The 22,709-nt window shown below is 73.4% G+C and carries 23 protein-coding genes; 8 read left to right on the forward strand and 15 right to left on the reverse strand.

Going from position 1 to position 22,709, the window contains the following annotated elements; genetic code table 11:
• Positions 1–23: 23 nt before the first annotated feature.
• On the reverse strand, positions 24–1,886 hold the full coding sequence (locus ACQPZ4_RS26085; RefSeq protein WP_433040337.1) for a ricin-type beta-trefoil lectin domain protein: 1,863 nt from the start codon (positions 1,884–1,886) through the stop codon (positions 24–26).
• Positions 1,887–1,993: 107 nt separating this feature from the next.
• On the opposite strand from ACQPZ4_RS26085, the gene ACQPZ4_RS26090 reads away from it, so the two are divergent.
• The gene (locus tag ACQPZ4_RS26090; RefSeq protein WP_433040340.1) at positions 1,994–2,818 is read left to right on the forward strand and encodes a DMT family transporter; all 825 of its coding nucleotides are present in this window, start codon (positions 1,994–1,996) and stop codon (positions 2,816–2,818) included.
• 3 nt (positions 2,819–2,821) lie between these two features.
• Here the strand turns inward: ACQPZ4_RS26090 and ACQPZ4_RS26095 are convergent, their stop codons facing one another.
• Positions 2,822–3,382, reverse strand: coding sequence for a hypothetical protein (locus ACQPZ4_RS26095; RefSeq protein ID WP_433040343.1), 561 nt, complete (start codon positions 3,380–3,382; stop codon positions 2,822–2,824).
• A 1-nt stretch (position 3,383) separates the two neighbouring features.
• On the reverse strand, positions 3,384–4,055 hold the full coding sequence (locus tag ACQPZ4_RS26100) for a hypothetical protein (RefSeq protein ID WP_433040346.1): 672 nt from the start codon (positions 4,053–4,055) through the stop codon (positions 3,384–3,386).
• 104 nt (positions 4,056–4,159) lie between these two features.
• On the opposite strand from ACQPZ4_RS26100, the gene ACQPZ4_RS26105 reads away from it, so the two are divergent.
• Positions 4,160–4,756 (forward strand): dihydrofolate reductase family protein, encoded by a 597-nt coding sequence (locus ACQPZ4_RS26105; protein WP_433040349.1) that lies wholly within the window; start codon positions 4,160–4,162, stop codon positions 4,754–4,756.
• Between the two features lie 82 nt (positions 4,757–4,838).
• A complete protein-coding gene (locus ACQPZ4_RS26110; RefSeq protein ID WP_433040352.1) occupies positions 4,839–5,414 on the forward strand; it encodes a DUF3455 domain-containing protein in 576 nt (191 codons plus the stop codon).
• On the opposite strand, the gene ACQPZ4_RS26115 is transcribed toward ACQPZ4_RS26110, so the two are convergent.
• The 6 genes from ACQPZ4_RS26115 to ACQPZ4_RS26140 form a co-directional block, all read right to left on the reverse strand.
• On the reverse strand, positions 5,384–9,613 hold the full coding sequence (locus ACQPZ4_RS26115) for a hypothetical protein (RefSeq protein WP_433040355.1): 4,230 nt from the start codon (positions 9,611–9,613) through the stop codon (positions 5,384–5,386). The genes ACQPZ4_RS26110 and ACQPZ4_RS26115 overlap by 31 nt on opposite strands.
• Before the next feature lie 7 nt (positions 9,614–9,620).
• Positions 9,621–9,911: a trypco2 family protein gene (locus ACQPZ4_RS26120; protein ID WP_433040358.1), complete on the reverse strand. Its 291-nt coding sequence runs from the start codon at positions 9,909–9,911 to the stop codon at positions 9,621–9,623.
• 42 nt (positions 9,912–9,953) lie between these two features.
• Positions 9,954–10,385 carry a hypothetical protein gene (locus tag ACQPZ4_RS26125; protein WP_433040361.1) on the reverse strand — a complete coding sequence of 144 codons (432 nt, stop codon included), beginning with the start codon at positions 10,383–10,385 and terminating at the stop codon, positions 9,954–9,956.
• 89 nt (positions 10,386–10,474) lie between these two features.
• Entirely contained in the window at positions 10,475–11,557 is a 1,083-nt protein-coding gene (locus ACQPZ4_RS26130; protein ID WP_433040364.1) for an NAD(P)/FAD-dependent oxidoreductase, read from the reverse strand.
• Entirely contained in the window at positions 11,541–12,737 is a 1,197-nt protein-coding gene (locus ACQPZ4_RS26135; protein ID WP_433040367.1) for an LLM class flavin-dependent oxidoreductase, read from the reverse strand. Before ACQPZ4_RS26135 ends, ACQPZ4_RS26130 begins: the two co-directional genes overlap by 17 nt.
• 61 nt (positions 12,738–12,798) lie before the next feature.
• The gene (locus ACQPZ4_RS26140) at positions 12,799–13,512 is read right to left on the reverse strand and encodes a helix-turn-helix domain-containing protein (protein ID WP_433040370.1); all 714 of its coding nucleotides are present in this window, start codon (positions 13,510–13,512) and stop codon (positions 12,799–12,801) included.
• A gap of 90 nt (positions 13,513–13,602) precedes the next feature.
• Here ACQPZ4_RS26140 and ACQPZ4_RS26145 point away from each other — a divergent pair, with 90 nt between their 5' ends.
• Complete coding sequence (locus tag ACQPZ4_RS26145) at positions 13,603–14,163, forward strand: class I SAM-dependent methyltransferase (protein ID WP_433040373.1); 561 nt, start codon at positions 13,603–13,605, stop codon at positions 14,161–14,163.
• On the opposite strand, the gene ACQPZ4_RS26150 is transcribed toward ACQPZ4_RS26145, so the two are convergent.
• The gene (locus tag ACQPZ4_RS26150) at positions 14,150–14,797 is read right to left on the reverse strand and encodes an SDR family NAD(P)-dependent oxidoreductase (RefSeq protein WP_433040376.1); all 648 of its coding nucleotides are present in this window, start codon (positions 14,795–14,797) and stop codon (positions 14,150–14,152) included. The genes ACQPZ4_RS26145 and ACQPZ4_RS26150 overlap by 14 nt on opposite strands.
• Before the next feature lie 218 nt (positions 14,798–15,015).
• Between ACQPZ4_RS26150 and ACQPZ4_RS26155 the strand changes: the two genes are divergently transcribed.
• On the forward strand, positions 15,016–16,932 hold the full coding sequence (locus tag ACQPZ4_RS26155) for an elongation factor G (protein WP_433040379.1): 1,917 nt from the start codon (positions 15,016–15,018) through the stop codon (positions 16,930–16,932).
• 64 nt (positions 16,933–16,996) lie between these two features.
• Positions 16,997–17,896 carry a Ppx/GppA phosphatase family protein gene (locus ACQPZ4_RS26160; RefSeq protein WP_433040382.1) on the forward strand — a complete coding sequence of 300 codons (900 nt, stop codon included), beginning with the start codon at positions 16,997–16,999 and terminating at the stop codon, positions 17,894–17,896.
• 44 nt (positions 17,897–17,940) lie between these two features.
• Here ACQPZ4_RS26160 and ACQPZ4_RS26165 read toward each other — a convergent pair whose 3' ends face one another.
• Genes ACQPZ4_RS26165 through ACQPZ4_RS26175 form a run of 3 tightly spaced genes read right to left on the reverse strand, consistent with a single transcriptional unit; the run spans position 17,941 to position 19,673 of the window.
• Positions 17,941–18,153, reverse strand: coding sequence for a hypothetical protein (locus ACQPZ4_RS26165; RefSeq protein ID WP_433040385.1), 213 nt, complete (start codon positions 18,151–18,153; stop codon positions 17,941–17,943).
• Positions 18,154–18,163: 10 nt separating this feature from the next.
• Positions 18,164–18,976: an SAM-dependent methyltransferase gene (locus tag ACQPZ4_RS26170; RefSeq protein ID WP_433040388.1), complete on the reverse strand. Its 813-nt coding sequence runs from the start codon at positions 18,974–18,976 to the stop codon at positions 18,164–18,166.
• A gap of 37 nt (positions 18,977–19,013) precedes the next feature.
• Positions 19,014–19,673, reverse strand: a complete 660-nt coding sequence (locus ACQPZ4_RS26175) for a TetR/AcrR family transcriptional regulator C-terminal domain-containing protein (protein WP_433040391.1) — start codon at positions 19,671–19,673, stop codon at positions 19,014–19,016.
• 77 nt (positions 19,674–19,750) lie between these two features.
• Between ACQPZ4_RS26175 and ACQPZ4_RS26180 the strand changes: the two genes are divergently transcribed.
• Positions 19,751–20,887 (forward strand): FAD-dependent oxidoreductase, encoded by a 1,137-nt coding sequence (locus tag ACQPZ4_RS26180; RefSeq protein ID WP_433040394.1) that lies wholly within the window; start codon positions 19,751–19,753, stop codon positions 20,885–20,887.
• Here the strand turns inward: ACQPZ4_RS26180 and ACQPZ4_RS26185 are convergent.
• The gene (locus ACQPZ4_RS26185; protein WP_433040397.1) at positions 20,862–21,278 is read right to left on the reverse strand and encodes an SRPBCC family protein; all 417 of its coding nucleotides are present in this window, start codon (positions 21,276–21,278) and stop codon (positions 20,862–20,864) included. The two genes, ACQPZ4_RS26180 and ACQPZ4_RS26185, sit on opposite strands and share 26 nt — an antisense overlap.
• Positions 21,279–21,307: 29 nt before the next feature.
• Here ACQPZ4_RS26185 and ACQPZ4_RS26190 point away from each other — a divergent pair, with 29 nt between their 5' ends.
• Positions 21,308–22,096: a sigma-70 family RNA polymerase sigma factor gene (locus ACQPZ4_RS26190; protein WP_433040400.1), complete on the forward strand. Its 789-nt coding sequence runs from the start codon at positions 21,308–21,310 to the stop codon at positions 22,094–22,096.
• Here ACQPZ4_RS26190 and ACQPZ4_RS26195 read toward each other — a convergent pair.
• On the reverse strand, positions 22,081–22,695 hold the full coding sequence (locus ACQPZ4_RS26195; protein ID WP_433040403.1) for a hypothetical protein: 615 nt from the start codon (positions 22,693–22,695) through the stop codon (positions 22,081–22,083). The genes ACQPZ4_RS26190 and ACQPZ4_RS26195 overlap by 16 nt on opposite strands.
• Positions 22,696–22,709: the final 14 nt, after the last annotated feature.

The following is a 22,709-nucleotide window of genomic DNA, read 5'->3' on the forward strand; positions in this document are numbered from 1 at the left end:
CCAACCAGGTACGACAAAACCTGTCAGGGCAAGATCCACTGTTGGTTGGCCGAACCGGTGCAGGACCAGATCTGCAGCTGGGTGCCGTCGGCCGAGCTCGGGCCGGTGGCGTCCAGGCACTTGCCCAGCGCGACCAGGCTGTTGTTCGGGCCGGCGGTCCACTGCTGGGCGGTGGTGCCGTTGCAGTCGTACAGCTGCACCTTCGTCCCGTTCGCGGAGTTCGCCGCGGCCACGTCCAGGCACTTGCCGAGCGCACGCACGGTGCCGTCGCCGCCGACGGTCCACTGCTGGGCCGTCGTGCCGTTGCAGGTCCACAGCTGGATCTTGGCGCCGTTCGCGCTGCTGGCGCCGGAGACGTCGACGCACTTGCCGCCGTACCCGCTGATCTGCCCGGTCCGGCCGGTCGGCGTGCCGCTGTCCGCGCCGGCCCACAGGTAGGTGCCGACGGTCTTGGCCGGCAGCGTGCTGCTGACCTGCTGCGACCCGACCCGCAGGGTGAACGCCTGGCTGGCCGAGGTCTGGTTCACCACGACGGTCACCAGGGTGCCGTCGGGGTTGCGGAAGGCGACGTTGGTGACGCTGCCGGTGGAGCCGTAGCCGGTACTGACCCGCTGCGCCCCGGCCTGCACGAACTTCGAGAACTGGGCGACCATGTTGTAGTCCGGCAGCGCCCAGAACGTGTCGCGGTTCGCGGTGCTCTGCACGAGCATGGTCGGATCGGGCGAACCGGACCAGCGCTCGGGCGAGCGGTTCTGGTCCAGCATGCTGACCCAGCCCTCGTACAGGGTGGCGGAGTTGCGGAAGTACTGCACGATCCGGTCGGCGCCCGCGGTACCCCAGACGGAGCGCTCGGTCATGAGCACGTCCTTGGCCGGATAGTTCGCCTTGACGGTCGCCATCGCCGACGGGTCACCGGCGTAGTCGTGGAAGGCGATCCCGTCCACGGCCGCGTAGCCGTTCCCGCTCAGCACGCCGGCCGCGTAGGAGACGCCCTCGCTGAAGTTGTGGTCGAAGGCCCAGATTTTCACGGTACCGAGGGATGCGTTGGACAGCTCGGTGCGCAGTGCCACCGCGAGCTGGCGCTCCTGGTCGGCGGAGACCAGCATGCCGGGGTAGTCGGCCGGGGAGAACAGCGGCTCGTTCTGCAGGGTGAGGGCGTAGATCGGGATGCCCTGTGCCGCGTACGCCTGCACCGCCCGCCGGTAGTACGCCGCCAGGGTCGGGATGTAGGTGCTGTTGAGGCTGCCGCCGATGATGTTGTTGCTGGTCTTCATCCACGGCGGCGCCGACCAGGCGCTGGCGAAGATCTTCAGGTTCGGGTTGATCGCCAGGGCCTGCTTGAGCGTGGCGATGATGTTGTAGTCGATGTCGCGCTGGATGGAGAACCGCGACAGCGACGGGTCGGCGGCCCCGTCGTCATACGTGTAGAAGTCGTGCGAGGTGAAGTCGCTGGTGCCGAAGGTGATCCGGGCGACGTTGAACCCGGCGCCGGCGGACGGGTCGACGAGCGCGCGCAGCGCCCGGTCGCGGCCCGCGGCACTCATCCTCGACAGGTTGAAGATCGTCGACTCTTCGAGCGAAGAACCAACGCCAAGCACACTCTGGTACCGCGTGTTCGTGTCGACGACAATGCCCGCGCTCCCGCTCGCGGCGGTGATCGGGAGGTCGGACTGGCGGGACAACTGGTACGGCGTGCCGGCGAGGCCGGTGGCGGGGTTGCTGTACCAGTTGGCGTTCTTGGGCTCGTACCCCGCGGTGCGGGACTCGGAGCTCCAGTAGACCTGCACGCTGGTGGCCGCGGCGGATGCGGGCACCTGGGCGTAGGCGAGGGTGGCGGCCGCGGCGGCCGCCACGAGCAGTGCGGACAGTGGCCGGGTTGGGACCATGTTCGCGCCTCCTTTACTTCAGGACTTGTATTAAGCCCTTCGGTAAGACAACTGTCAATGTTCTTAACAGTTCGGTGCGCGGGTCCCGGGCATGGAAAAATCCGATCATGCTCGAGGTGGCGATCCCGTGTGCCCTCGCGGCGGCCGGTGCGTACGGCGCGGCCACGGCCCTCGAACACGCGGCCGCCGCCTCCGGCTCGTGGCGCGACCCGCGCTGGCGGACCGGCATCATCCTCGACGGCGCCGGGGCGCTGCTGCAGGCCGTGGCGCTGGCCACCGGGCCGGTCATCCTCGTCCAGCCGTGCCTGGTGCTGGCGCTGCCGGTCGCGCTGCTGACCGCGTGGCGGCTGGGGGCGGCGCGGCCGAGCGGGGTGCAGTACGGGTCCTGCGCGTTGATCGTGGCCGGGCTGGCGGCGTTCTTCCTGCTGGTCGGCGACCCGGGCGACGCCGATCCGCTGCGCCTCCCGACGACGCTGGTGACCGCCGGTTCCCTGCTCGTGGCCGGCACCCTGGTGCTGAGCCTGGCCCGCCGCTTCACCGCCAAGGCCCGCGCGACGGCCCTCGGGCTCATCGCGGGCTGCAGCGCGGGGCTGGCCGCCGTGCTGCTCGACGCCGTGGCGGCCGCCTGGCACCAGCTCGGCCGCGGCGCCCTCACCGACGCCGACGCGCTGGTCGCCACGGCCCTGCTCGGCCCGGCCGCCGCGGCGAGCTTCATCCTGCTGCAGCTGGCCTTCGCCGCCGACGGGCTCGGGGTCGGCTACCCGGCGGACCTGATCGCGAACCCGATCACGGCGGTGCTGCTCGGCGCGCTGCTGCTGCACGAGGAGATCCCGCACAGCCCGCGTGACATGGCGGTGTTCGCGCTCTGCCTGGCCGCGATCGTCGCCGGGGTGGTCCGGCTGGCCACCCACCGGCCGGCGGCGCTGGCCTGAACCTCACACGTGCGACGTGGCCCGCCGGCCGGCCAGGTGGGCGGCGGCGACGGTGGCGGCGAAGCCCGCGAACGCGACCAGCGTCAGCACGTCGAAGACCCGGCTGTCGAGATCGGCGGCCAGCCGCGGCGCGAGCAGGTTGCGCGGGTCGACGACCACGTCGAGCGGGGCGCCGTACTCGTACTCGACCGAGTCACGGAACACGCCCGGCAGCGGGGTGCCGGCGGGGTCGTGCAGGGTGTAGTGGTACAGGCAGCGGCCCTGGCTCGTCTCCATGCAGGCCACCTCGCGCACCGTGGCGGTCGTGCGGCTGCCCGCGGCGCGCATGTACCAGTCGCCGGGCGCGGCGTAGGCGGTCAGCAGCAGCACGAACACGAAGCCGTAGGCCACCCAGGTCGGCCAGGTCCGCCCGCCGGAGGTCTTGTACAGCACGATCGGCGCCGCGAGCAGCGCCGCGGTCGGCAGCGCGGCCACCGCCCACCACAGCCACCCGCCGAGCGCGCCGGCGATCCCGGCGGCGAGCCACACCAGCGCCGTGGCCGCGACCAGCAAGAAGCTCCTCACGTCACTCCCCGAGCAGGACCCGGCGCTTGCCGGCCTCGAACGCCGACGTGCTCAGCCCGCCCCGTTCGCGCTGCTCGTGCAGCTCGCGGATCCGGTCGACCCGCCCGTCCGCCGGGGCGTCCCGCAGCGCCGTGAACTCCGCGCGGGTCAGCGCACCGGTGCTGCGCAGGTCGTTGAGGGCCTTCATGCGGGTCCAGGCGTCGTCGTGCGGTACCGGAGCAGGGGTCTTCGTCTTCTTGACCGGGCGCCCGGGCCGGCCGCGGACCAGTTGCACGATCCCGACGATGCCGACCGCCAGCCCCATCGGCAGGAACACCCCGGCCATGATCGACGCCCCGAGCTTCGCGTCCTCCGGCATCGACGGCTCCGTCAGCACCTTGACCAGCAGCGCGGCCCCGCCCCCGGCGAAGCCCGCCGTCCACAGCAGCTGCCCGGCCCCGGGCGCGAAGAAGGCCCGCCGGCTCGCGATCATGCCGCCGACCCACCCGGCCGCCCCGGCGATCATCGTCCAGAACCAGCCGTCGGTCCCCTCCGGGCAGGGCCGGGCGCTCACGTACGGCCCGCCCGACGCGCAGCTGCCGATGTCGAGCACGTGGTCGATCCCGAGCGCGAGCAGCACGATCCCGGTGAGCCCGACCACGACGCAGACGATCTCCCGCACGACGATGTTCATGCCCGAGAAAGGTACTGAAATTTCCCGGCCGCGCGGTGTCGGATTGCCGCAGCGGCATTCGTAGGTGGGGCGAGACCGGCCAGGAACGAAGGGAATTTGCGACCATGAAGCTCACCACCATGACCCAGATCACCGTCGACGGCGTCGTGCAGGGCAACGGCGGCGCGTCGGAGGAGGACCGCCGGGGCGGCTTCACCCGCGGCGGCTGGGCACTGGGCAAGGGCGACCGGGACACGGTCGGCTACATCAACGAGACCTACCGCCGGGCGGACGCCTTCCTGTTCGGCCGCCGCACGTACGAGCTGTTCGAGGCCTCGTGGGGCACCCTGTCCGCGGCGGATGTGCCGGGCTGGGAGCGCACCTGGGAGGCGCTGAACACCCGCCCGAAGTACGTGGCCTCGGCGACCCTCACCGACCCCGCCTGGTCGGGCACGACGGTGCTGCCGGGTGACCTGGCCACCGCCGTCGCGGAGCTGAAGGCCAAGCCGGGCGGCGAGCTCCAGGTGCACGGCAGCGGCACCCTGATCCGCTCGCTGCTGGCCCACGGCCTGGTCGACGAGCTGACCCTCGTGGTCATCCCGGTCATCCTCGGCCAGGGCACCCGCCTGTTCCCGGCGGACGGCCCGGACCTGCCCCTCGAGCTGCTGGAGTCCACGACCGACTCGAAGGGCGTCACGATCCAGGTGTACCGCCCGGCCTGACCCACTACGGATTCCAGCGCCGCAGGGTTGTGTTAGATATTCGTCAGCGCCGATCGCTTGGGCGCGGCCTTAGGCTGCCGGCATGCGTGCATCCAAGAAGGCCGCGCTCGTGCTGGCGGCGACGGCGACCCTGATCGCGGCGGGTGCCGGCACCGCGTCCGCCGCCACCGACGCGTTCACCGGCGTCCGCTTCCGCCTCCCCGCCGGTGCGCCGACGCCGGGCAGCGGCTTCCGGATCGGCTCGGCGTACCGCGTGACGGCGGGCACCCAGACCTACGCCTGCACCGCGAACCCGGACGGCACCGCCACGTGGGCCACGAAGTCGACGCCGGAGGCCCGGTTGCAGCGCTACGGCCGCCCGGCCACGACGATCCACCACTACGCGGGGCCGCGCTGGGAGTCCGACCGCGACCACTCCATCATCCTGGGCGCGGTGGACGTGACGGTCCCGAAGGACGGCACCATCGCGTGGCTGCTGCTGCACGTGGCCGCCCACGAGAACACCACCCCGGGCGAACTGGACGCGGTGGCGTTCATCAGCCGCGTGAACACCACCGGCGGGGTGGGCCCGACCGGCGCGTGCACGCCGGGCACCGACGCGCCCCGGTCGGTCGCCTACACCGCCGACTACGTGTTCTGGGTGCCCTGCCGCCTATAGCCCCGGCCCGGGCGGCGCAGGGCCTCGGCGTCCACCCGGAGGCGCTCGGCCATCCGGTGATCGCCGAGGGCTCTCGCGCGCTTGATCGCCTCGGCCAGCGCGGCGCCATAGGCGGTCGCGAACTTGTCGGGGAACCGGCCGTGGAGCTCGCGGTACATCGCCGCGGCGTCCATCGCCGGTCGGACGGCGTCGCGGTGCAGGCCCGCGCCGGCCATCCGCAATGCCAGGTTGTACAGCGCGGCGGCGGTTGCCGAACGGAACGCCTCCGGCCCGTGCTCGTGGTGTGTCTCGGTTTCCCTGAGCGCGTCGTGCGCGGCCTGGAGCGCCTCCTCGGGCCGGCCGGCGGCAGCTAGCCGGTCCGAGACCGTGATCGAGGCGGCGGCGACATCCGGTCCGAACGCCTCCCATTCCGCCTCGGCCAGCCGCCGGTACAGCCCGAGGGCCTCCTGCGCGGCTTCGAGGGCCTCATGGCGGCGGCCCACCGCGGCCAGCCGGTCCGAGTGGGCAACCAGAGCGGCGGCGAGGTCGGGCTCGAACGCCCGCGGATGCCGCGCCGCGAGCGGCCGGCACACCGCGACCGCCTCGGCCGCCGCCGCGAGACCGTCGGCGAGTCGCCCCGCCGCCGCGAGCCGCGCGGCCTGATCGGCGAGCGCGGCGGCGAACGCCGCGGGCTGGGCGGCGGCCGCCGCTCGGCGCAGGTGCACCGCCTTGCCCAGCGCCGCCAGGCCACGCCGGACGGCGCCGTCCGCGATGCGCAGCGTCCCGAGCCGGTGCAGCGCCGCCGCGAGGTCGGACCGGAACGCCTCCGGCCAGGTCCGGCCGAGCCGCCGCCAGATCTGCACGGCCTCCTGCGCCGATCGCAGGGCCTCCTTGCCGCGCCCGAGCTTCGCCTGCTGCCGGGCGACGACGTCCAGCGCCCGTGCGAGGTCCGGCGCGTGCGCGTCGGACGTTCCGGCCGCTGCCCGCCGGCACGTCCCCACCGCCCGTTCCGCGGCGCGCAGGCTCTCCTCGGATTCGCCGATCCCCTCGAAACGATCGGCCACCTCGATCAGCGCCCCGGCGACCACGGTGGTGTAGGCACCGCGGTGGTGGTCGTTGACGTCCTCGACCGGGCCCACGGCTCTGGTCGCGTAGCGGACGGCGTCGTGGCGGTGTCCGATGGCGTTGAGATGCCGCGACATGGCCCGCATCACGTCGGCCCGGGCGAGCATGGCGCCGAGGGGACCGGACCCTTGATCCCGTTCCAGCAGCTCCAGCGCATCCTCGGCCGATTGCAGCGCCTCCTCGCGGCGTCCGACCGCGGCAAGCCGGTCGGCGTGGCTGACCAGCACGGCCGCAAGGTCGGCCGCGAGGATCTCCGGCCGCAGGTCCACCAGCTGCCGGTGGGTGTGCAACGCCTCCGTGGTCACCTGCAGCGCCTCGTCCAGCTCACCGAGGGCCGCGTGTTGCCCGGCGAGGGCGTTCACGACCGCCGGGCGGTCCGGCAGGTACGCCGTCGGCCGCGACTTGGTGAGTTCGCGGTAGAGCTCCGTTGCCTGGTTGATGGCCGTCAGGGCCGCATCGTCCCGCCCGACCGCGCTGAGCAGGGTGGAGTGCAGCTGCAGGGACTTGGCGAAGTCGAGCCGGTGGGCATCGGGCCGATCGTGGGCGAGCCTGCCGTGCACCTCGACGGCGTCCTGCACGGCGGCCAGGCCGCGCTCGTGGCGGCCGACGGCGCTCAGGCGCTGCGCGAGGTTTCGCAGCGCGTCCGCCCGTGCCGCGTGGACGTCGCCGCGAGCGTGGTCCAGCCCGTGCACGGCTGCCTCGGCTGCCGCGAGCGCCCGTCCGAACTCTCCGACCCGCGCCTCGCAGACCGACAGGACGACGAGCGTCGCCGCGCGATCGACCGGATGCGGCGCCGGGCCGGTCCGGCCGGCCTCGTCGGCGTGGCGCGCGACCATTACGGCCTCGTGATAGTCACCGACATCGCCGAGCCGCTCGGCGAGCACGGTGCGCGTGCGGGCCAGCTCCGCCGCCAGGTCCGGGTTCATGCCGTACAGGTCCGCGTGCAGACCGTGGGCCTCCTGAGCCCAGCCCAGCGCCTCCCGGCGCATACCCATCGCCGCCTGACTGGCCGCGAGCGCACGCATCACCACGGCGGCCCGGGCTCGGGCCGGCGGGTCGTCGCCTGTCCCGCGCAGCCGTTCGGCCAGCGACCGCAACAGGTCGATGCGCAGGTCGGCGAGGTTGTGGCTGGTCTCGGGGATGTGGCCGGCGAGGAGATCGAGCACCTCGACGGTCGTCCCGTCGGCCGCGGCCACCTGGCGGAGGCCCCGGATGAGCGGGTCCGGCGCCTCGACCTGGGCCGCGACGTCGATCGCGATGCCGGCGAGCTGCTCCGGATGGCGGACGATCAACTCGGCCAGGGGCCGGTCGAGCCGCTTGAGGAACGCGGGCTGGAACGCCGCGCGGGCGTAGACGGTCACCAGGGACTTGAGCTGGCCCGGCGTTGCGTCGCCGATCAGCGCGTCGACCAGCTCCGGCGACCTGACAAGGCGCAGGCCGGCATGCCGCTCGGCGAGCCGGTCGGGCTGCAGCCCGCCCCACGGCCGCGCGTCGGCCGCCGGGTACAGCGTCGCGATCCAGGACCGGACCTGGTTGCGCCGGTCGCCGGACTGCCCCTCGAGCACCGGCAGCTGCTTGAGCATCCGGTTGGCGCCGGCCCCGTCCTCGGCCCCGAGCAGCATCGCGGCGGCGAGGACGTCCTGCAGGCCGGGCTCGCTGATCCCGGGGGCAATGCCGAACGCCGTCGCCGCGCGGTTCCAGTACCGATGTTCGTGGGCGAGCACGCGGTCCTCGACCGACGCGCCGACGGGCGGCGGCGCCGCCGACGGGTCGACGCTGTCGAGCAGGTCGGCCAGGGCGGTCATGTGCACCGTCAGCGCCGACACGCCGTCGGACCGGGGCTCGGCCGCGGCGACGAGCCGCTCGACGACCGGCGGCCACGCGTACTGCGCGTACTCCGGCAGCTCGGCCAGGTGCGGGGCCAGGTCGGCGACCGCCTGGCGGTACGTCGTGAGCCAGCTGTCGCGGTTGGATGCCAGCGCGAGCAGCTCCACCGTCCGCGTCCGGGCGAGGAATCCGGTGGCCATCCGCAGGTCGTCCCACCACTCGCCCTGGGTCCGGGCCAGCATGAGCAGCCGGACCCTTCGGCCGGACGCGCCGGCGATCGTGTGCAGCACGTCCACGACCTGACCGGCCCGGGTCTCGGCGTAGTCGACGACGACGAGCAGGTCGGCGGTGACCTCGGCCAGCACCGAGCAGTCGGCCGCGTCCGGGCGCAGCCACACGGTCGCCCAGCCCTGCCCGGCCAGCCGATGCGCGAGTTCGGCCGCGACGCGGGTCTTGCCCTGGCCGCCCAGCCCGTACAGCAGCCACGACGCGACCTTCGGCCCCTGCGTCCAGGCGTCGAGCTCGGCGAACAGCTCGTCGCGGCCGCCGAACGCCACGATTCGCCGCCAGGGCAGCAGCAGCGAGGCCGGCAGCGGCGCCACCGGCAACGGCCGCTCGCTCACGTCCTGCAGCTCGACCGGAAGGAGCCCGGCGCCGGCGAGGCCGTGGCGGCGCAGCACCTCCCGGAAGCCCGCGTCGGCGAGCAGCGCCTGCGCCTGTACCACCTGGAGCTTGGCGTGCTGCCCGCGGAGCGGATCGGCGGCCACGACGCCGGTCAGCAGGCCGCCGCACAGGACCGCCGCGCCGGACAGGCCGCTCCAGGGTGACGCGCCGTCCGGACGCTCCCGCGATGCGGTCTCCCGCAGGTGCACGAGGTACCGGCCGCTCTTGCGCTGATCGAGCGCGTTGATCCAGCCGGTGACGTGACCGGACTCGAAGCGCGGGGCGTTGTCCTCGGCGGACTCGGGGAAGCCGGCGATCGCGGCCTCGATCCGGGCCAGACCCGTCGCGAGCCAGCCGAACTCCGTCCTCAGCGGGCCGGCGACCGGCCAGTCGCCGTCGTCGATCTCCACGAGCGCGGCGTCGAGCCGGTCGGACACGCCCTTCCAGACCACGCGGCCGGTCATGGCGAACTCCGCGGTCATCGACGCCAGCCGGACCGCCGCGCCGATGCCGGGCGCGACATGCCCCGCGGTGAGCACGAGCCGCGTCGCGAGCAGGTACCCGGTGCCCCGGTCGTCGACCAGGACGATCCGCCCCTCGTCCATGGCGGGGTCAGCCGGTGGGAGGCCGACCGATGTGCGGTGCGCGACCGTCCGGGAGCTGGGGATTGAGCTGGACCTTCACGCGGTGGGTCCGGCCCCGGGTCAGGCCGGTCTCCGCGTCGGCGCTCACCACCCAGGCCTTGAAGCCCGCCTTGGCCTTGGCGTCGGTGCGCAGTTCGACGGCGAACTCGAGTTCGATCGTACCGACGGCGAAGCGCAGGTCCTGGTCGGCGCCCCGGGCGGCGGCCTCGAGCAGCTCCTCGCGGACCGCCGCGACCGCGTCGGCGAGCTCAATCTCCACGGCCACATTCTCGCGACGAAGGCCCCGGAATCCATCGGCCGTTCAGGCGGTGAGGACCTTCCCGGCGGCGATCGGGATGGTGGCGCGGTCGTACTCGAAGAACTGCCGCAGCGCCGCCGGACCAGCCGTGCGGCCCCACTGGTAGATGAGCCGCTGCGTCTCCATCGACCCGTCGTGCCAGCGCCGCAGCACGTCGTGCAGGTTCAGCGGCGACGGGGACGCCTCGCCGTCGCCGAGCAGGTACGCCAGCTGCGTCACCGCCTCCTCCGCCGTCAGCGTCCCCTGCTCCACCCGCTCCATCAGCGCGTAACACGCCTCGAACTGGGCCTGCGCCACCGGCAGGTCCGGCGCGAACGACCCCGGCACCGGCCCGGCATGGAGACGGTCGAACAGCGCGTCGTCCCCGGTTTCGAGGTAGCGGTAGTACGTCCCGGCGATGCGGATGACGCCGAGGTTCCAGGCCAGGTACCACATCTTCGACCAGGCCCGCCACAGGTCGAAGTCGCGGAAGGCGATGTACGAGCCCGCGATGAGCTTGTCGTTGTTCTCCAGGATGTTCTGGTTCAGCGTGTCGATGTAGGCGAACCGGGCCGCGCTGTAGGTACGAACGCCTCGATGACGGCCATCGTGTTGGCCATGCCGCGGCTGAAGAGGGCGTCGATCGCGCCCGCGGCGTGGCTCATCAGGACCCAGCGGTCGCCCACCGTCTGCGAGGACGAGAACTGGGTGCGGCCGGTCGAGATCCAGCGGAAGGCCGACGTGGCGCCCTCGAACTGGCGGGCGATGGCCGGGTAGCGGGACAGGAACGCGTTCCACTCCTCCTCCGGCGTGACGCCGTCGGGCTTCGGGAAGCGCTTGGTGTCCAGGCTCAGGCCGACGCTGACCAGGTCGGACTCGGACTCGTCGTGGTTGTCGAAGGGGATGACCCACAGCCAGCCGCCGTCGAAGAGGTGGTGCAGGGTGCCCTCGTGCCACAGGTTGGGCTGGCCGCTGGACTCCTCGACCGCGTCGTACGGCTTCACGCCGCGCATGTGGGTGAAGATGGTGCGCGAGTCGGTCCGGAAGCGGCACGGCTCGTCGCGCAGGCCGAACGTGTCGGCGAGCACCGAGGTACGACCGGTGGCGTCGATGACGTAGTCCGCCGTGAACGTCTCGCCGTTGTCGAGCGCGATCGACACCACGTCCCCGAACGAGACTTCAGTGATCCGCACGCCCTCCCGGGCCACGGCGCCGTGGCGGACCGAGGCCTCGAAGAGGTACTTGTCGATGTCGGCGCGCATCAGGTGGGACTCGGGGCCGAACGGGCCCTCCGAGACCGAGCACTGGGTGACCTCGTACGGGTCGTGGTCGACGTCCGCGCGGTGGTACACGAAGCCGAAGTTGGTCTTGATGCCGCATCGGTGGCTGGCGTGGTCGCGGATGCCGGCGCTGGTCGACAGCTGCGCCAGTTCGGGCACGTCCCAGCGGGCGGCGAGCAGCCGCATGAGGAACGACGTCTCGCCGATCGTCGACTCGCCGAGCGCGAACCGCGGGTGGCGGGCGGCGTCGACGATGCCGACCGAGACGCCCTGCCGGGCCAGGATCGCCGCGACCGTACTGCCGCCGATCCCGCTGCCCAGCACCATCACTTCAACGTGGGTCGTCACTGCGTGTCCTCTCCAGATGGGCGGCGCGGTCGCGGGAGTGCTCCACCCCGGCCTTGGCCTGCGCGGCGGCCATCGTGCGCCGGGTCAGCCCGTCGTGCTCCAGTTCCCGGGCGTACGCGGCCAGGCGCGGCCGCAGCGCGCCGGTGAAGTGCGGCATGACCCGCCGCGCGAACAGCTCGTAGGAGCGGCGGGTGGCCTCGGGGTCGGCGAGGTCCGCGTGCTCGATGACGAACGTGCCGAAGCCGCCGCTGATGCGCAGCATGCGCTCGATGTGCTCGACGGCCGCCTCGGGCGTGCCGATCACCGCGTGGCCGACGGTGTGCAGCACGTCGACGACCGCATCGGCGTCGTCCAGGTCCACCGGCACGTTCATCGGCAGGATCTGGCGGATGTACCGGATGTAGGCCGGCAACCCCCACCGCACGTCCCGCCGCGCCTGCGCCTCGGTCTCGGCCAGGTGCATCGGGCTCATCACCGACCAGCGCCGCCGGTCCATGGTCTGCCCGAACTGCGCGGCGCGCCCGGCCGCGATCTCCCACGCCGTCGTCATCGGGTTCTCCGAGCCCAGCCCGACGGCCGCCGACGCGCCGAAGGAGAGCATCCCCGCCCCGAAGCGCCCGGCCAGCCGCGGCCCCGACGGGGAGCGGAACACCGCCACGCGGATGTCGAGGTTTTCCTGGTACGGCGCCAGCTGCAGATACCCGTCGCGCAGCTCGAACCAGTCGGTGGTCCGGCTGACCGGCCCGGCGAAGGCCAGCAGCTCGGTCATCGTCTCCAGGGACTCCTCCATCATCCGCCGCGCCTGCATCGGGTCGTGGCCGATCATCGTCGAGTCCAGGGCGAGCGCCCCCGCGCCGACGCCGAAGATGAGCCGGCCGCGGGTCAGGTGGTCGAGCTGGATGATGCGGTCGAGCAGGGTCAGCGGGTGGTGGTACGACAGCGTGCTCACCCCGGTGCCGAGCCGGATGCGTTTGGTGCGCTGGGCGGCCGCGGCCACCATGAGCTCGGGCGAGCCGATGATCTGCCAGCCGCCGGAGTGGTGCTCGCCGAACCAGAACTCGTCGAAGCCGAGCTTGTCGCACAGCTCCGCCAGCTCGAGGTCGCCCTCCAGCTGCAGCGTCGGATTGTGCGTCGGCCGGTGGATCGGGAACATGAGGACCCCGAAGCCCAGTCGGCTCATCTGCGAACTCCCCCCGTCCATCGATATTCACCCTAACGAGTGCATGGGAGGCCGCCAACAACTACGAAGAACCGAAATACGACCCCGGCGGTACCCCCAGTGCCGATCGAAACGCGGCGATGAACGCGCTCGGCGTGGAGTACCCGACCCGGCGCGACACCACGGCGACGGACGTGTTCGCGGCCAGGAGGACCAGCGCCGCCCGCAGCCGCGCGTTGGTCCGCCACCGGCCGAAGCTCAGCCCCGTCTCCCCCGCGAACGCCCGGGCCAGGGTGCGCCCGCTCGCGCCGACCGCCCGGCCCCAGGCGTCGAGGTCGCGCCCGTCGGCGGGGTCGTCGAGGATCGCCCGCGCGACGGCCAGGGCGCGCCCGTCGCGGGGCATCGGCACGGACAGCGCGGCCGCGGTCACCGGGCGCAGCAGGTCGAGCAGCACCGCCTCCGCGCGGCGGCGAGGGGCGGCGGGCAGGGCGGTGTCCATGAGGTACACCGCGAGCTCGTCCAGCAGCGGCGTCACCGCGACGACCGTCGGCCTGACCCACCGGTGCGGGTTGCGGTCGAGGTAGACGCTGCGGAAGACCGCGGAGGTGGTCACGTCAACCGAATGCGGGACGCCGGCCGGAATCCACAGCGCCCGCGTCGCCGGCAGCACCCAGGCCCCGTCAGGGGTGGTCACCGACACCGCGCCGGAGGCGGCCCACGCCATCTGGTGGACCGGGTGGGTGTGCGGGGCGAAGCCGGACCCGTGGCCCATGGCGCGCTCGCCGACCAGCACCACAGGCTGTCCCGAACCCGAATGTCCGGAATTCGCTATCATGCGGCAGGTTAGCATCTCGCCGCCATCGGCCGGGGTCGCTAGCGTCGGGGCATGAACCTGTTGCACAACCGGCTGTGCAAGTCGGCCAAGTGGTTCGAGACCGTCGAGCGGTACATGCTGCCGTGGGCCCTGGAGGACGTGCCGTTGGGCGCGCGGACCCTGGAGATCGGGCCCGGGTTCGGGGCGACGACGCGGGTCCTTGCCCGCGGTACCGGCGACATCACCGTCATCGAGGTGAACCCGAAGCTCGCGGCGCGGCTGCGGCAGCACGTGGCGGAGAACGTGACGGTGCTCGACGGCGACGGGGCCGCCATGCCGCTGCCCGACGCCGGCTTCGACTCGGTCGTGTGCTTCACGATGCTGCACCACGTGCCGTCGGTGGAGCAGCAGGACCGGCTGTTCGCCGAGGCGCGGCGGGTGCTCGGGCCGGGCGGGGTGTTCGCCGGCAGCGACAGCCTGCCCACGCCGCGGTTCCGGCTGCTGCACATCGGCGACGTCATGGTGCCGCTCGACCCGGCGACGCTGCCGGAGCGGCTGGAAAGGGCCGGGTTCACGCATGTGCGGGTCGACGCCCGCGACAACCGGCTGCGGTTCCGGGCTAGCGCCGGCTGAACCCGGACAGCAGCCGCGCGGCGGCGGCCATCCGCCGCGGATAGGACACCACGAGCGGGCGCTTCGCGACGGCCCGCATGAGGACGTCCACGGCCTCCTCGACCGAGATCTTGAACGGGGTGACGGGCGCCTTGGCCATCTTGGTGTCCACGAACCCGAACCGGACCGCGGTCACCGCGACCCCGTGCGGGCGCAGGGCCTTGCCCAGGCTCAGCAGGTACGACGTGAGCCCCGCCTTCGAGGCCGCATAGCCGGGCGCGGCCGGCGTGACCAGGATGTCCGACAGGCTCGACAGCCCGACGAAGTGGCCGCTCCCCCGCGCGAGCATCCCGGGCAGCACGCGCTCGGCGACCAGCGCGGCGCCGAGCAGGTTGACCCGCAGCGCGGCGGTCTGCTGGGACAGGTCCGCGAGGTCGAGCGGCTCGCCGATGCCGGCCGCGTACACGCACAGGTCCACCTCGCCGACGGCCGGCACCGCGTCCGTGCCCATGTCGGCGACGACGTGCTCATAGGAGGCATGCTCCACAGCGGATGCGCGCCGCGAGATGCCCACGACGGACCAGCCCTGGGACAGCAGGCGACGGGTGAGAGCGAGGCCGATACCGTCCGTGTTGCCGACGACCAGAGCGCGCATGGCGGGAATATACAGTTGCGCGGCAACGCTACTGTTGGCGTAGTTGCGTCCGTCGAGAGTGGAGGGAGACCGCCGTGCAGCACGAAGTGATCCGCGTGTCTTCCTTGCCTCCGGTGTCCGCTCGCGCGGCGGCACCGGGACGTCCCGTGCTGGGCTGACCGAGCCCGCGGGGCGCAATCGCGCTGTCCTGTCCAAGTGACGAGCCCGAAGGGGCAACAGTGCGCCAGCAACTCGATCGCGTCCGCAACATCGGCATTCTCGCCCACGTGGACGCGGGCAAGACCACGACCACCGAACGCATCCTGTTCGCCACCGGCGCGACCTACAAGCAGGGCGAGGTCCACGACGGCACCACCGTCACCGACTTCGACGCGCAGGAACGCGACCGGGGCATCACCATCTTCTCCGCCGCGGTCAGCGTCGACTGGGACGGTCACCGCATCAACCTCATCGACACCCCCGGCCACGTCGACTTCGCCGACGAGGTCGAGCGGGCCCTGCGCGTGCTCGACGGGGCGGTCGCCGTGTTCGACGGCGTCGCCGGCGTGGAGCCGCAGAGCGAGTCGGTGTGGCGGCAGGCGGACCGCTACGGCGTGCCCAGGATCGCGTTCGTGAACAAGCTCGACCGGGCCGGCGCCGACCTCGGGGCCGCCGTGGCGTCCATCCGCGACCGCCTCGGCGTGATCCCGCTGGTCGTGCAGGCGCCGATCGGCTCCGAGTCCGGCTTCACCGGCGTCGTCGACCTGACGGTGCCCTCGGACCGGCCGGAGCGGGTCGAACTCGTCGAGCGGGTCGCCGAGCTGCACACCGGGGCGCTGGAGGAGTACGTCGGGACCGGCACGCTGAGCCAGGACACCCTGCGCCGCGCGCTGCGGGACCTGACGCTGCACCGCCAGGCCGTCGTCGTGCTGTGCGGCGCCGCCTACCGCGACATCGGCGTCACCGAACTGCTCGACGCGGTCGTCGCGTACCTGCCGGCGCCCGCCGACCCGGACGAGCCGTTCGCGGCGCTGGTGTTCAAGGTGCAGGCGTCGACGACCGGGCGGTACGCGTACGCCCGCGTCTACTCCGGCACGCTGCGCAAGGGCGCGGAGGTCTACGAGCCCAACGCCGACGCCAAGGAGCGGGTCGCGCGCATCCTGCACATCCAGGCCGACCGGTACACCGACGTACCCGAGGCCGGGGCGGGCGACATCGTCGCGCTCGTCGGGCTCAAGCACGCCCGCGTCGGCGAGACGCTGTGCGACCCGGCCCACCGGGTCGTGCTCGAACCGCCGAACCGGGCCGCACCCGTGGTCTCGGTGGCGATCGAGGCCCGCAGCCGCGCCGACTCCGGCCGGCTGGCCACGGCCCTCGCGCGCCTGGTCGAGGAGGACCCGGCGCTGGTCGTGCGCTCCGACCCGGAGACCGGCCAGACCCTGCTGAGCGGCATGGGCGAACTGCACCTGGAGGTGGCGGTGGAGAAGATGCGCACGGCGAACAACGGCCTGGCCATCGCCGTCGGCCGGCCGCAGGTCGCCTACCGCGAGACCCTCGTGCGCGGCGTCCGCGGCTTCTACCACCGCTACGTGCGCCAGGACGGCGGTCCCGGCATGTACGCCCACGTGCAGCTCGACGTGTCCCCGGCGGAGGGCGCGGACTTCGTGTTCGAGTCCACTGTGGTCGGTGGGCACGTGGCCCGGGAGTACATCCGGGCCGTCGAGCTCGGCTGCCGCGACGCGCTCGCGGCCGGCCCGGTCGCCGGGCACCCGGTCGTCGGGGTCAAGGTCGTGCTCACCGACGGCCGGATGCACGACCACGACTCCTCGGAGCTCGCGTTCCGCCTGGCCGGGCGGGAGGCGCTGCAGCTGGCCCTGCGCGAGTCGCAGATGGCCGTGCTGGAGCCGGTGGCCGAGGTGACCGTGACCGTGCCCGAGGACATGGTCGGCGGCGTGCTCGGCGACCTGCTGGCCCGGCGGGGTCAGGTCGGCGGCACCGAGGCGCGCGGGCACACGGTCGTGGTGACGGCGACGGTACCGCTGGCCGAGCTGTTCGGCTACGCGACCCGGTTGCGCAGCCGGACCCAGGGCCGCGGCGTGTTCACCACGCGCCCGGCCGGATACGCACCGGCACCCGCCGGAGTGTTTGCTCGCTGACAAATATGGGTAACGGGCGCCTTTCCTCACCTATCGTTGGTGGTTTGCCGAGGGGAGGCGCCCGTTGCTGCTCGCCGTGCTCGACGTCGGGTCGAACTCCGCGCACCTGCAGATCGTGCAGGCGCGCAAGGGACGACCACCGCTGCTCGTGTACCGCCTGAAGGCCCCCACGCTGCTCGCCGAGGAGGTCACCCCGGAGGGTGCGCTCTCCCCCGGCGGCGTGGACAAGGTCGTCGAGGCGGTGGCGGCGACCGTCGAGGCGTTCCGCGCGCACGAGGCGACCGACCTCATCCCGCTGGCCACCGCGACGATCCGCGACGCGACCAACAACGCCGAGATCCGCCGCCGGGTCCGCGAGGCGACCGGGGTGGAGCTGCGCTCGCTCAGCGGGGAGGACGAGGCCCGCGTGACGTTCGAGGCGGTCCGCCGCCTGCACGCCGCCACCGACGGGCTGTGGCTGCTCGACATCGGCGGCATGTCGATGGAGATCGCCGCCGGGACCGGCCCGGAGCCCGACGTGGCGGTCTCCCTCCCGGCCGGCGCGGGCCTACTCACCCGCCGGTACCTGCCCGAGCACCCGGCCGGCCGCGACGCCGTCGAACGCCTCCGCCGGCACGTGCGCGCCCTGGTCAAGCCGGTCGCGCGGGAGCTGTTGGGCGGGCCGCACCCGCAGCGCGTGGTCGGCACCTCCAAGACGTTCAAGCAGCTCGCGCGGCTCACCGGCGACGGCGAGCGGCTCGAGCGGCGGGCGCTTCGCCGGTGGGTGCCGAAGCTCGCGGCGATGGACCCGCGGGAGCGCGCCCAGCTGCCCGGGGTCGCGGCGGCCCGCGCCCGGCAACTGCTCGCCGGGGCGGTCACCGCCGTCACCGTGATGGAGGCCCTCGGCGTGCGCTCGCTGGACGTCTGCCCGTGGGCGTTGCGCGAGGGCCTGCTGTTGCGCCGGTACGCCGAGCTGCGCCGCTAGCCGCGCCGGGTCGCCGACCGCGCGCGGTTGACGGCGCTGTGCCGTCAGCCGCGCTGGGTCGAGTTCCCGTCGCGGGGCAGGTGCAGCTTGCCCTGCTCGTCGACCTTCTCGTCGAACGGCATCAGCGGATCGTCCACCTCGCCGCCGAGCGAGACGACCGGCACGCCCTCGGCCGAGCCGTTGACCTTGTCTTCCTCGTCGATGACCGACGCCCCGTCGCTGCCGGGGGTGCCGGTCGTGCCCATCGAGTCCCTCATGCGGTACCAGTTACCCAGCCGCTTTTCGGCCAACCGCGCCCCACACGGCCACCTCCTCGAACGCCGGGCGGGGCTGCGGCTCGTCCCCGGCGCGCCACTCGGCGACCGAGACGATCCCCGGGTCGAGCAGGTCGAGGCCGCCCATGAACCGCGCGAACTCGTCGCGGTCCCGCAGCCGGCCCGGCCCGTGCCGCCCCTCCTGGATCTGCGCCGCCAGCTCCGGGTCCAGCCCCTCGGTGGTGGCGTGCGACATGACCAGGAAGCTGCCGGGCGCGAGCGCGCCGAGCAGGTCCGCCACCACTTCGTACGGTTTGTCATCATCCGGCAGGAAATGCACCACCGCGACCAGGATGAGCGCCACCGGCCGCGACAGGTCCAGGGTCGCCTTGAGCGATTTGTCGGCCACGATGCGGTGCGGGTCGCGCAGGTCGGCGTCGACGTAGGCGGTGGCGCCCTCCGCCGAGCTGGTCAGCAGCGCCCGGGCGTGGGCGAGCACGATGGGGTCGTTGTCGACGTACACGATCCGGGACTCCGGTGCCGTCTCCTGAGCCACCTCGTGCACGTTCGGGCTGGTCGGGATGCCCGTGCCGATGTCGAGGAACTGCCGGATGCCGTACTGCGCCGCGAGCGTGCGCACCGCCCGGCGCAGGAAGGACCGGTTCTCCACCACGGCGGTGCGGATCGCCGGGAACGCGGCCGCGATGGCGTCACCGGACTCCCGGTCGGCCGGATAGTTGTCCGTGCCGCCGAGCCAGTAGTCGTAGCGGCGGGCCGGATGCGCGTCGGCGATGGCGACGCGGCCGGACCATGGCGAAGGTTGCACCCCAGCCTCCATCCAGGGACGTCCCGTGCGGCTGGAATCATAATCCGGCCGGGTCCGCCGCAGTCACGTCCAGGGTCGCGGCCAGGCCGGTCAGGATGAACCCGAGGCCCGCGTCGAAGTCGGCGTCGGGGTCCGGGGAGAAGAAGACCTCGGTCGCGGCGCGGGCCGCCAGGGGGAAGCGGTCGGGCTGGAACGCCGCCGTGAGGGCCTGCGGGTCGTAGGGGTTGTCGTCGTACGCGGTGCCGGCCCGGGCCTGCTCCTCGATGACGTACCCGACCGTGTAGTGCAGCACCGTGGCGAACCCCCGCGCCGCGGCGGGCAGCGTGAACCCGGCCTCGACCAGCAGCTCCAGGGTCCGCTCCATGGCGCGGGGCAGGTCCGGCCCCGAGAGGTTGGTGCCGGCGAAGACCCGGGCGCCGTCGCGGTACCGGAGCAGGATCTTGCGCAGTGTGCGGGCGCGGCGGGCCACGAACTCCCGCCAGGGCGCCCCGTCGGCGTCCAGCCCCTCGATCGCGTCGGCGAACATGACCGCCGCCATCGCGTCGAGCAGGTGCTGCTTGTTCTTGACGTGCCAGTACAGCGTCGGCGCCCGCACCCCGAGCCGCTCCGCGACCAGGCGCATGGTGAGCCCGTCCAGCCCGACCTCGCCGAGCAGGTCCAGTCCGGTGCGGGCGATCACACCCGGGTTGATGGCCATGACTTGACACTCTAACAACGTTAGAGCCATCCTTGGGTTGTCTCTAACGACGTTAGAGGGATCGGGGAGGAATTGTCATGGTGATCATCGTGGGCGGCGGCCCGACCGGCCTCTGGCTGGCCTGTGAGCTTCGCCTGGCCGGCGTCGACGCCACGGTGCTGGACCGGCGGCCGGCCCGGACCGGGGAGTCCCGCGCGGGCGGCCTGCACGCGCGGACCCTGGAGATCCTGGAGCTGCGCGGCCTCGCCGAGCGGTTCCTCGCCGAGGGCCGCCGGGTGCCCAACGCGCACTTCGCGGGCCTGTGGCTGGACATGTCGCGGCTCGACACCAAGTACCCGTTCGTGCTGGGCCTGGTCCAGTCGCGCATCGAGGCGCTGCTGGAGGAGCACCTGCACGGGTACGGCGCCGCGGTGCGCTGGAACGCCGAGGTCACCGCCGTGCACCAGAGCGCGGACTTCGCCGAGGTGCGCACCGCCGCCGGCGAGACCTTCCGCGGCGACTACGTGGTGGCCTGCGACGGCGGCCGCAGCACCGTGCGCGGGCTGCTCGGCATTCCGTTCGAGGGCACCGGCCCGACCGTCTCCTCGATGCTGGCCGACGTCCAGCTGGCCGACCCGCCGGACGGCCCGATCTTCCAGCGGCGCACCCCGCTCGGCGACTACACCGTCCTGCAGCTGGAGCCGGGCTGCCACCGGCTGATGCTCAACCAGTACGACCCGGCGCCGCGGGACGCGCCGCTGGACCTGGAGACCTTCCGCGCGCTGTTCACCGCCATGGCCGGCACCGACTACGGCCTGCACAGCCCGCGGTGGATCTCGCGGTACCACGACGCCGCCCGCCTCGCCGCCACCTACCGCCGGGGCCGTTTCCTGCTGGCCGGCGACGCCGCGCACGTGCACTGGCCGGCCGGCGGGCAGGGCCTCAACACCGGGATGCAGGACGCGACGAACCTGGGCTGGAAGCTCGCCGCGACGATCCGCGGGGCCGACCCGGCGCTGCTCGACACGTACGAGGCCGAGCGCCGCCCGGTGGCCGCCCGGGTGCTCGCGAACACCCGGGCCCAGGCCGCGCTGTCCCGGCCCGGCCCGCAGGTCGACGCGCTGCGCGAGATCATGGCCGGCCTGCTGACGGTACCGGAGGCCAACGACCGCCTGGCCGCGATGATCACCGGGCTCGACCAGCCGGCGGTCAGCGCCGCTCCAGCAGTGCCTTGAGCCGTGCGTAGGAACGCGGCGCCGCCCTCCCGGCCATCCGGCGCACCACCGGGACCAGCAGGTCGGCGGCGCCGCGGCCGGTGAAGTCCAGGGTGAACGTCACCCGGGAGCGGCGGCCGCCGTCGAGGGGCTCGATGGCGATCGTGGCCTCGGGGCGGACCGCGCCGCCGATCGCCCCGGCCGCCCAGCGCACCGGCGGCTCGTCGCGCGTGACCTGCTGCAGCATCGGCCGGTCGACCCCGGCGATGCGCCGGACGGTGGTGAACCGGCCGTCCGGGTGCACCTCGACGCGGCGGACGTCGGCCTGCCACTCGGGGAAGCGGGCGGGGTCGGTGGCGTAGGCGTACACCTCGGCCGGCGGGCGGTCGATCTCGATCGTGGTCGCTGTCACGGTGATCCTCCCGGTTTCGTCTCTCCCCGGTGGACGTGGACCGGGCCGAGGATGTGACCGTGGAGTTCGAGGAGCACCGCAGGTACCTGCAGGCGATCGCGTACCGGCTGCTGGGCTCGTGGGCCGAGGCCGAGGACGCCGTGCAGGAGGTGTGGCTGCGGGCCCGCACCGCGCGGGACGTGCGCGACCCGAGGGCGTGGCTTTCGACCGTGGTGGCCCGCATCTGCATCGACCAGCTGCGGGCGCGCCGCCCCTCGCCGCTGCCCGACCCGCTCGTGGCCGACGACGATCCGGAGCGGGCCGCCGTGCAGGCCGACGCCGTCGGGCTGGCGCTGCTGGTCGTCCTCGACACCCTCTCACCGGCCGAGCGGGTCGCGTTCGTCATGCACGACGCGTTCGGGGTGCCGTTCGAGGAGCTCGCCCCGATCCTCGGCCGCTCCGTCGCGGCGGCCCGGCAGCTGGCCAGCCGCGGCCGCCGCCGGGCCCGCGCGGCGCCGGTCCCCGACCGGGACCTGGCGCGGCAGCGCACGGTCCTGGCCGCATTCCTGGCCGCGGCCCGCGACGGCAACCTCGGCGGGCTGCTCGCGGTGCTCGACCCGCAGATCGAGCTGCGCGCCGCGACCCCGGCCGGCCTGCGCGTCCTGCACGGCGCGGCCGACGTGGCCCGCGAGGCGGCGCTGTTCGCGTCCCGCGCCGAACGCGCCCGGCCGGTGCTGGTGAACGGCTCGGTCGGCCTGCACGTGCCGGGCACCGCCCTGCTGGCCTTCACGATCCGCGACGGGGTGATCGCGACGCTGCTGATCTACTCCAGCCGGTAACGGTGGACCACCGGCGCGGGCAGCGCGGCGGCCAGGGCGGCGAGGGCCTGCAGGACGGCCACGACCCGCTCGGGCACCAGCCGGTCCCCCGGCCGCGACACCCACACCAGGTCCTTGCCCGCGATCCGCCAGCCGAGCAGCCCGAACCGCCGGGTCACGTCGAGCACCTCGCCGGTGACGAGCGCCTCGGCGAACCCGGGATGCGAGGCCGGCGGCGCCCCGTCGAGCTCGGGCGGGTGCTGGAAGGCGAGCGCGGCCCACGGCGGCACCGGCCCGACCCGCCCCTCCGCGAGCGGTTCGCCGTTGTCGGGGTCGGGCACGACGGCCACCGGTGGCAGGGCGACGGGCAGGTGCAGGACGCTGACGGTGCGGTACCCCGCGGAGGAACCCAGCACCGTGGTGTCGAACAGGGTGAACGGCCGCCCGCCCGGCGCGATCGCCCCGGTGAGCTCGTCGGCCGGATCGAGCTCGTCGACCTCGGCGCCGGCCGCCCGCCAGCGGGCCTCGACCACCCCGAAGCCGGGCCGCGAACCCCGCCGGGCGTACCGCCAGCCCCGCTCCTGCGCGAGCCGCGCCCGCGGCTGCCCCTGCTTTGCCACCGTCGCCATCCCCC

Source organism: Dactylosporangium sp. CS-033363 (assembly GCF_050942475.1).
Lineage (GTDB): Bacteria > Actinomycetota > Actinomycetes > Mycobacteriales > Micromonosporaceae > Dactylosporangium.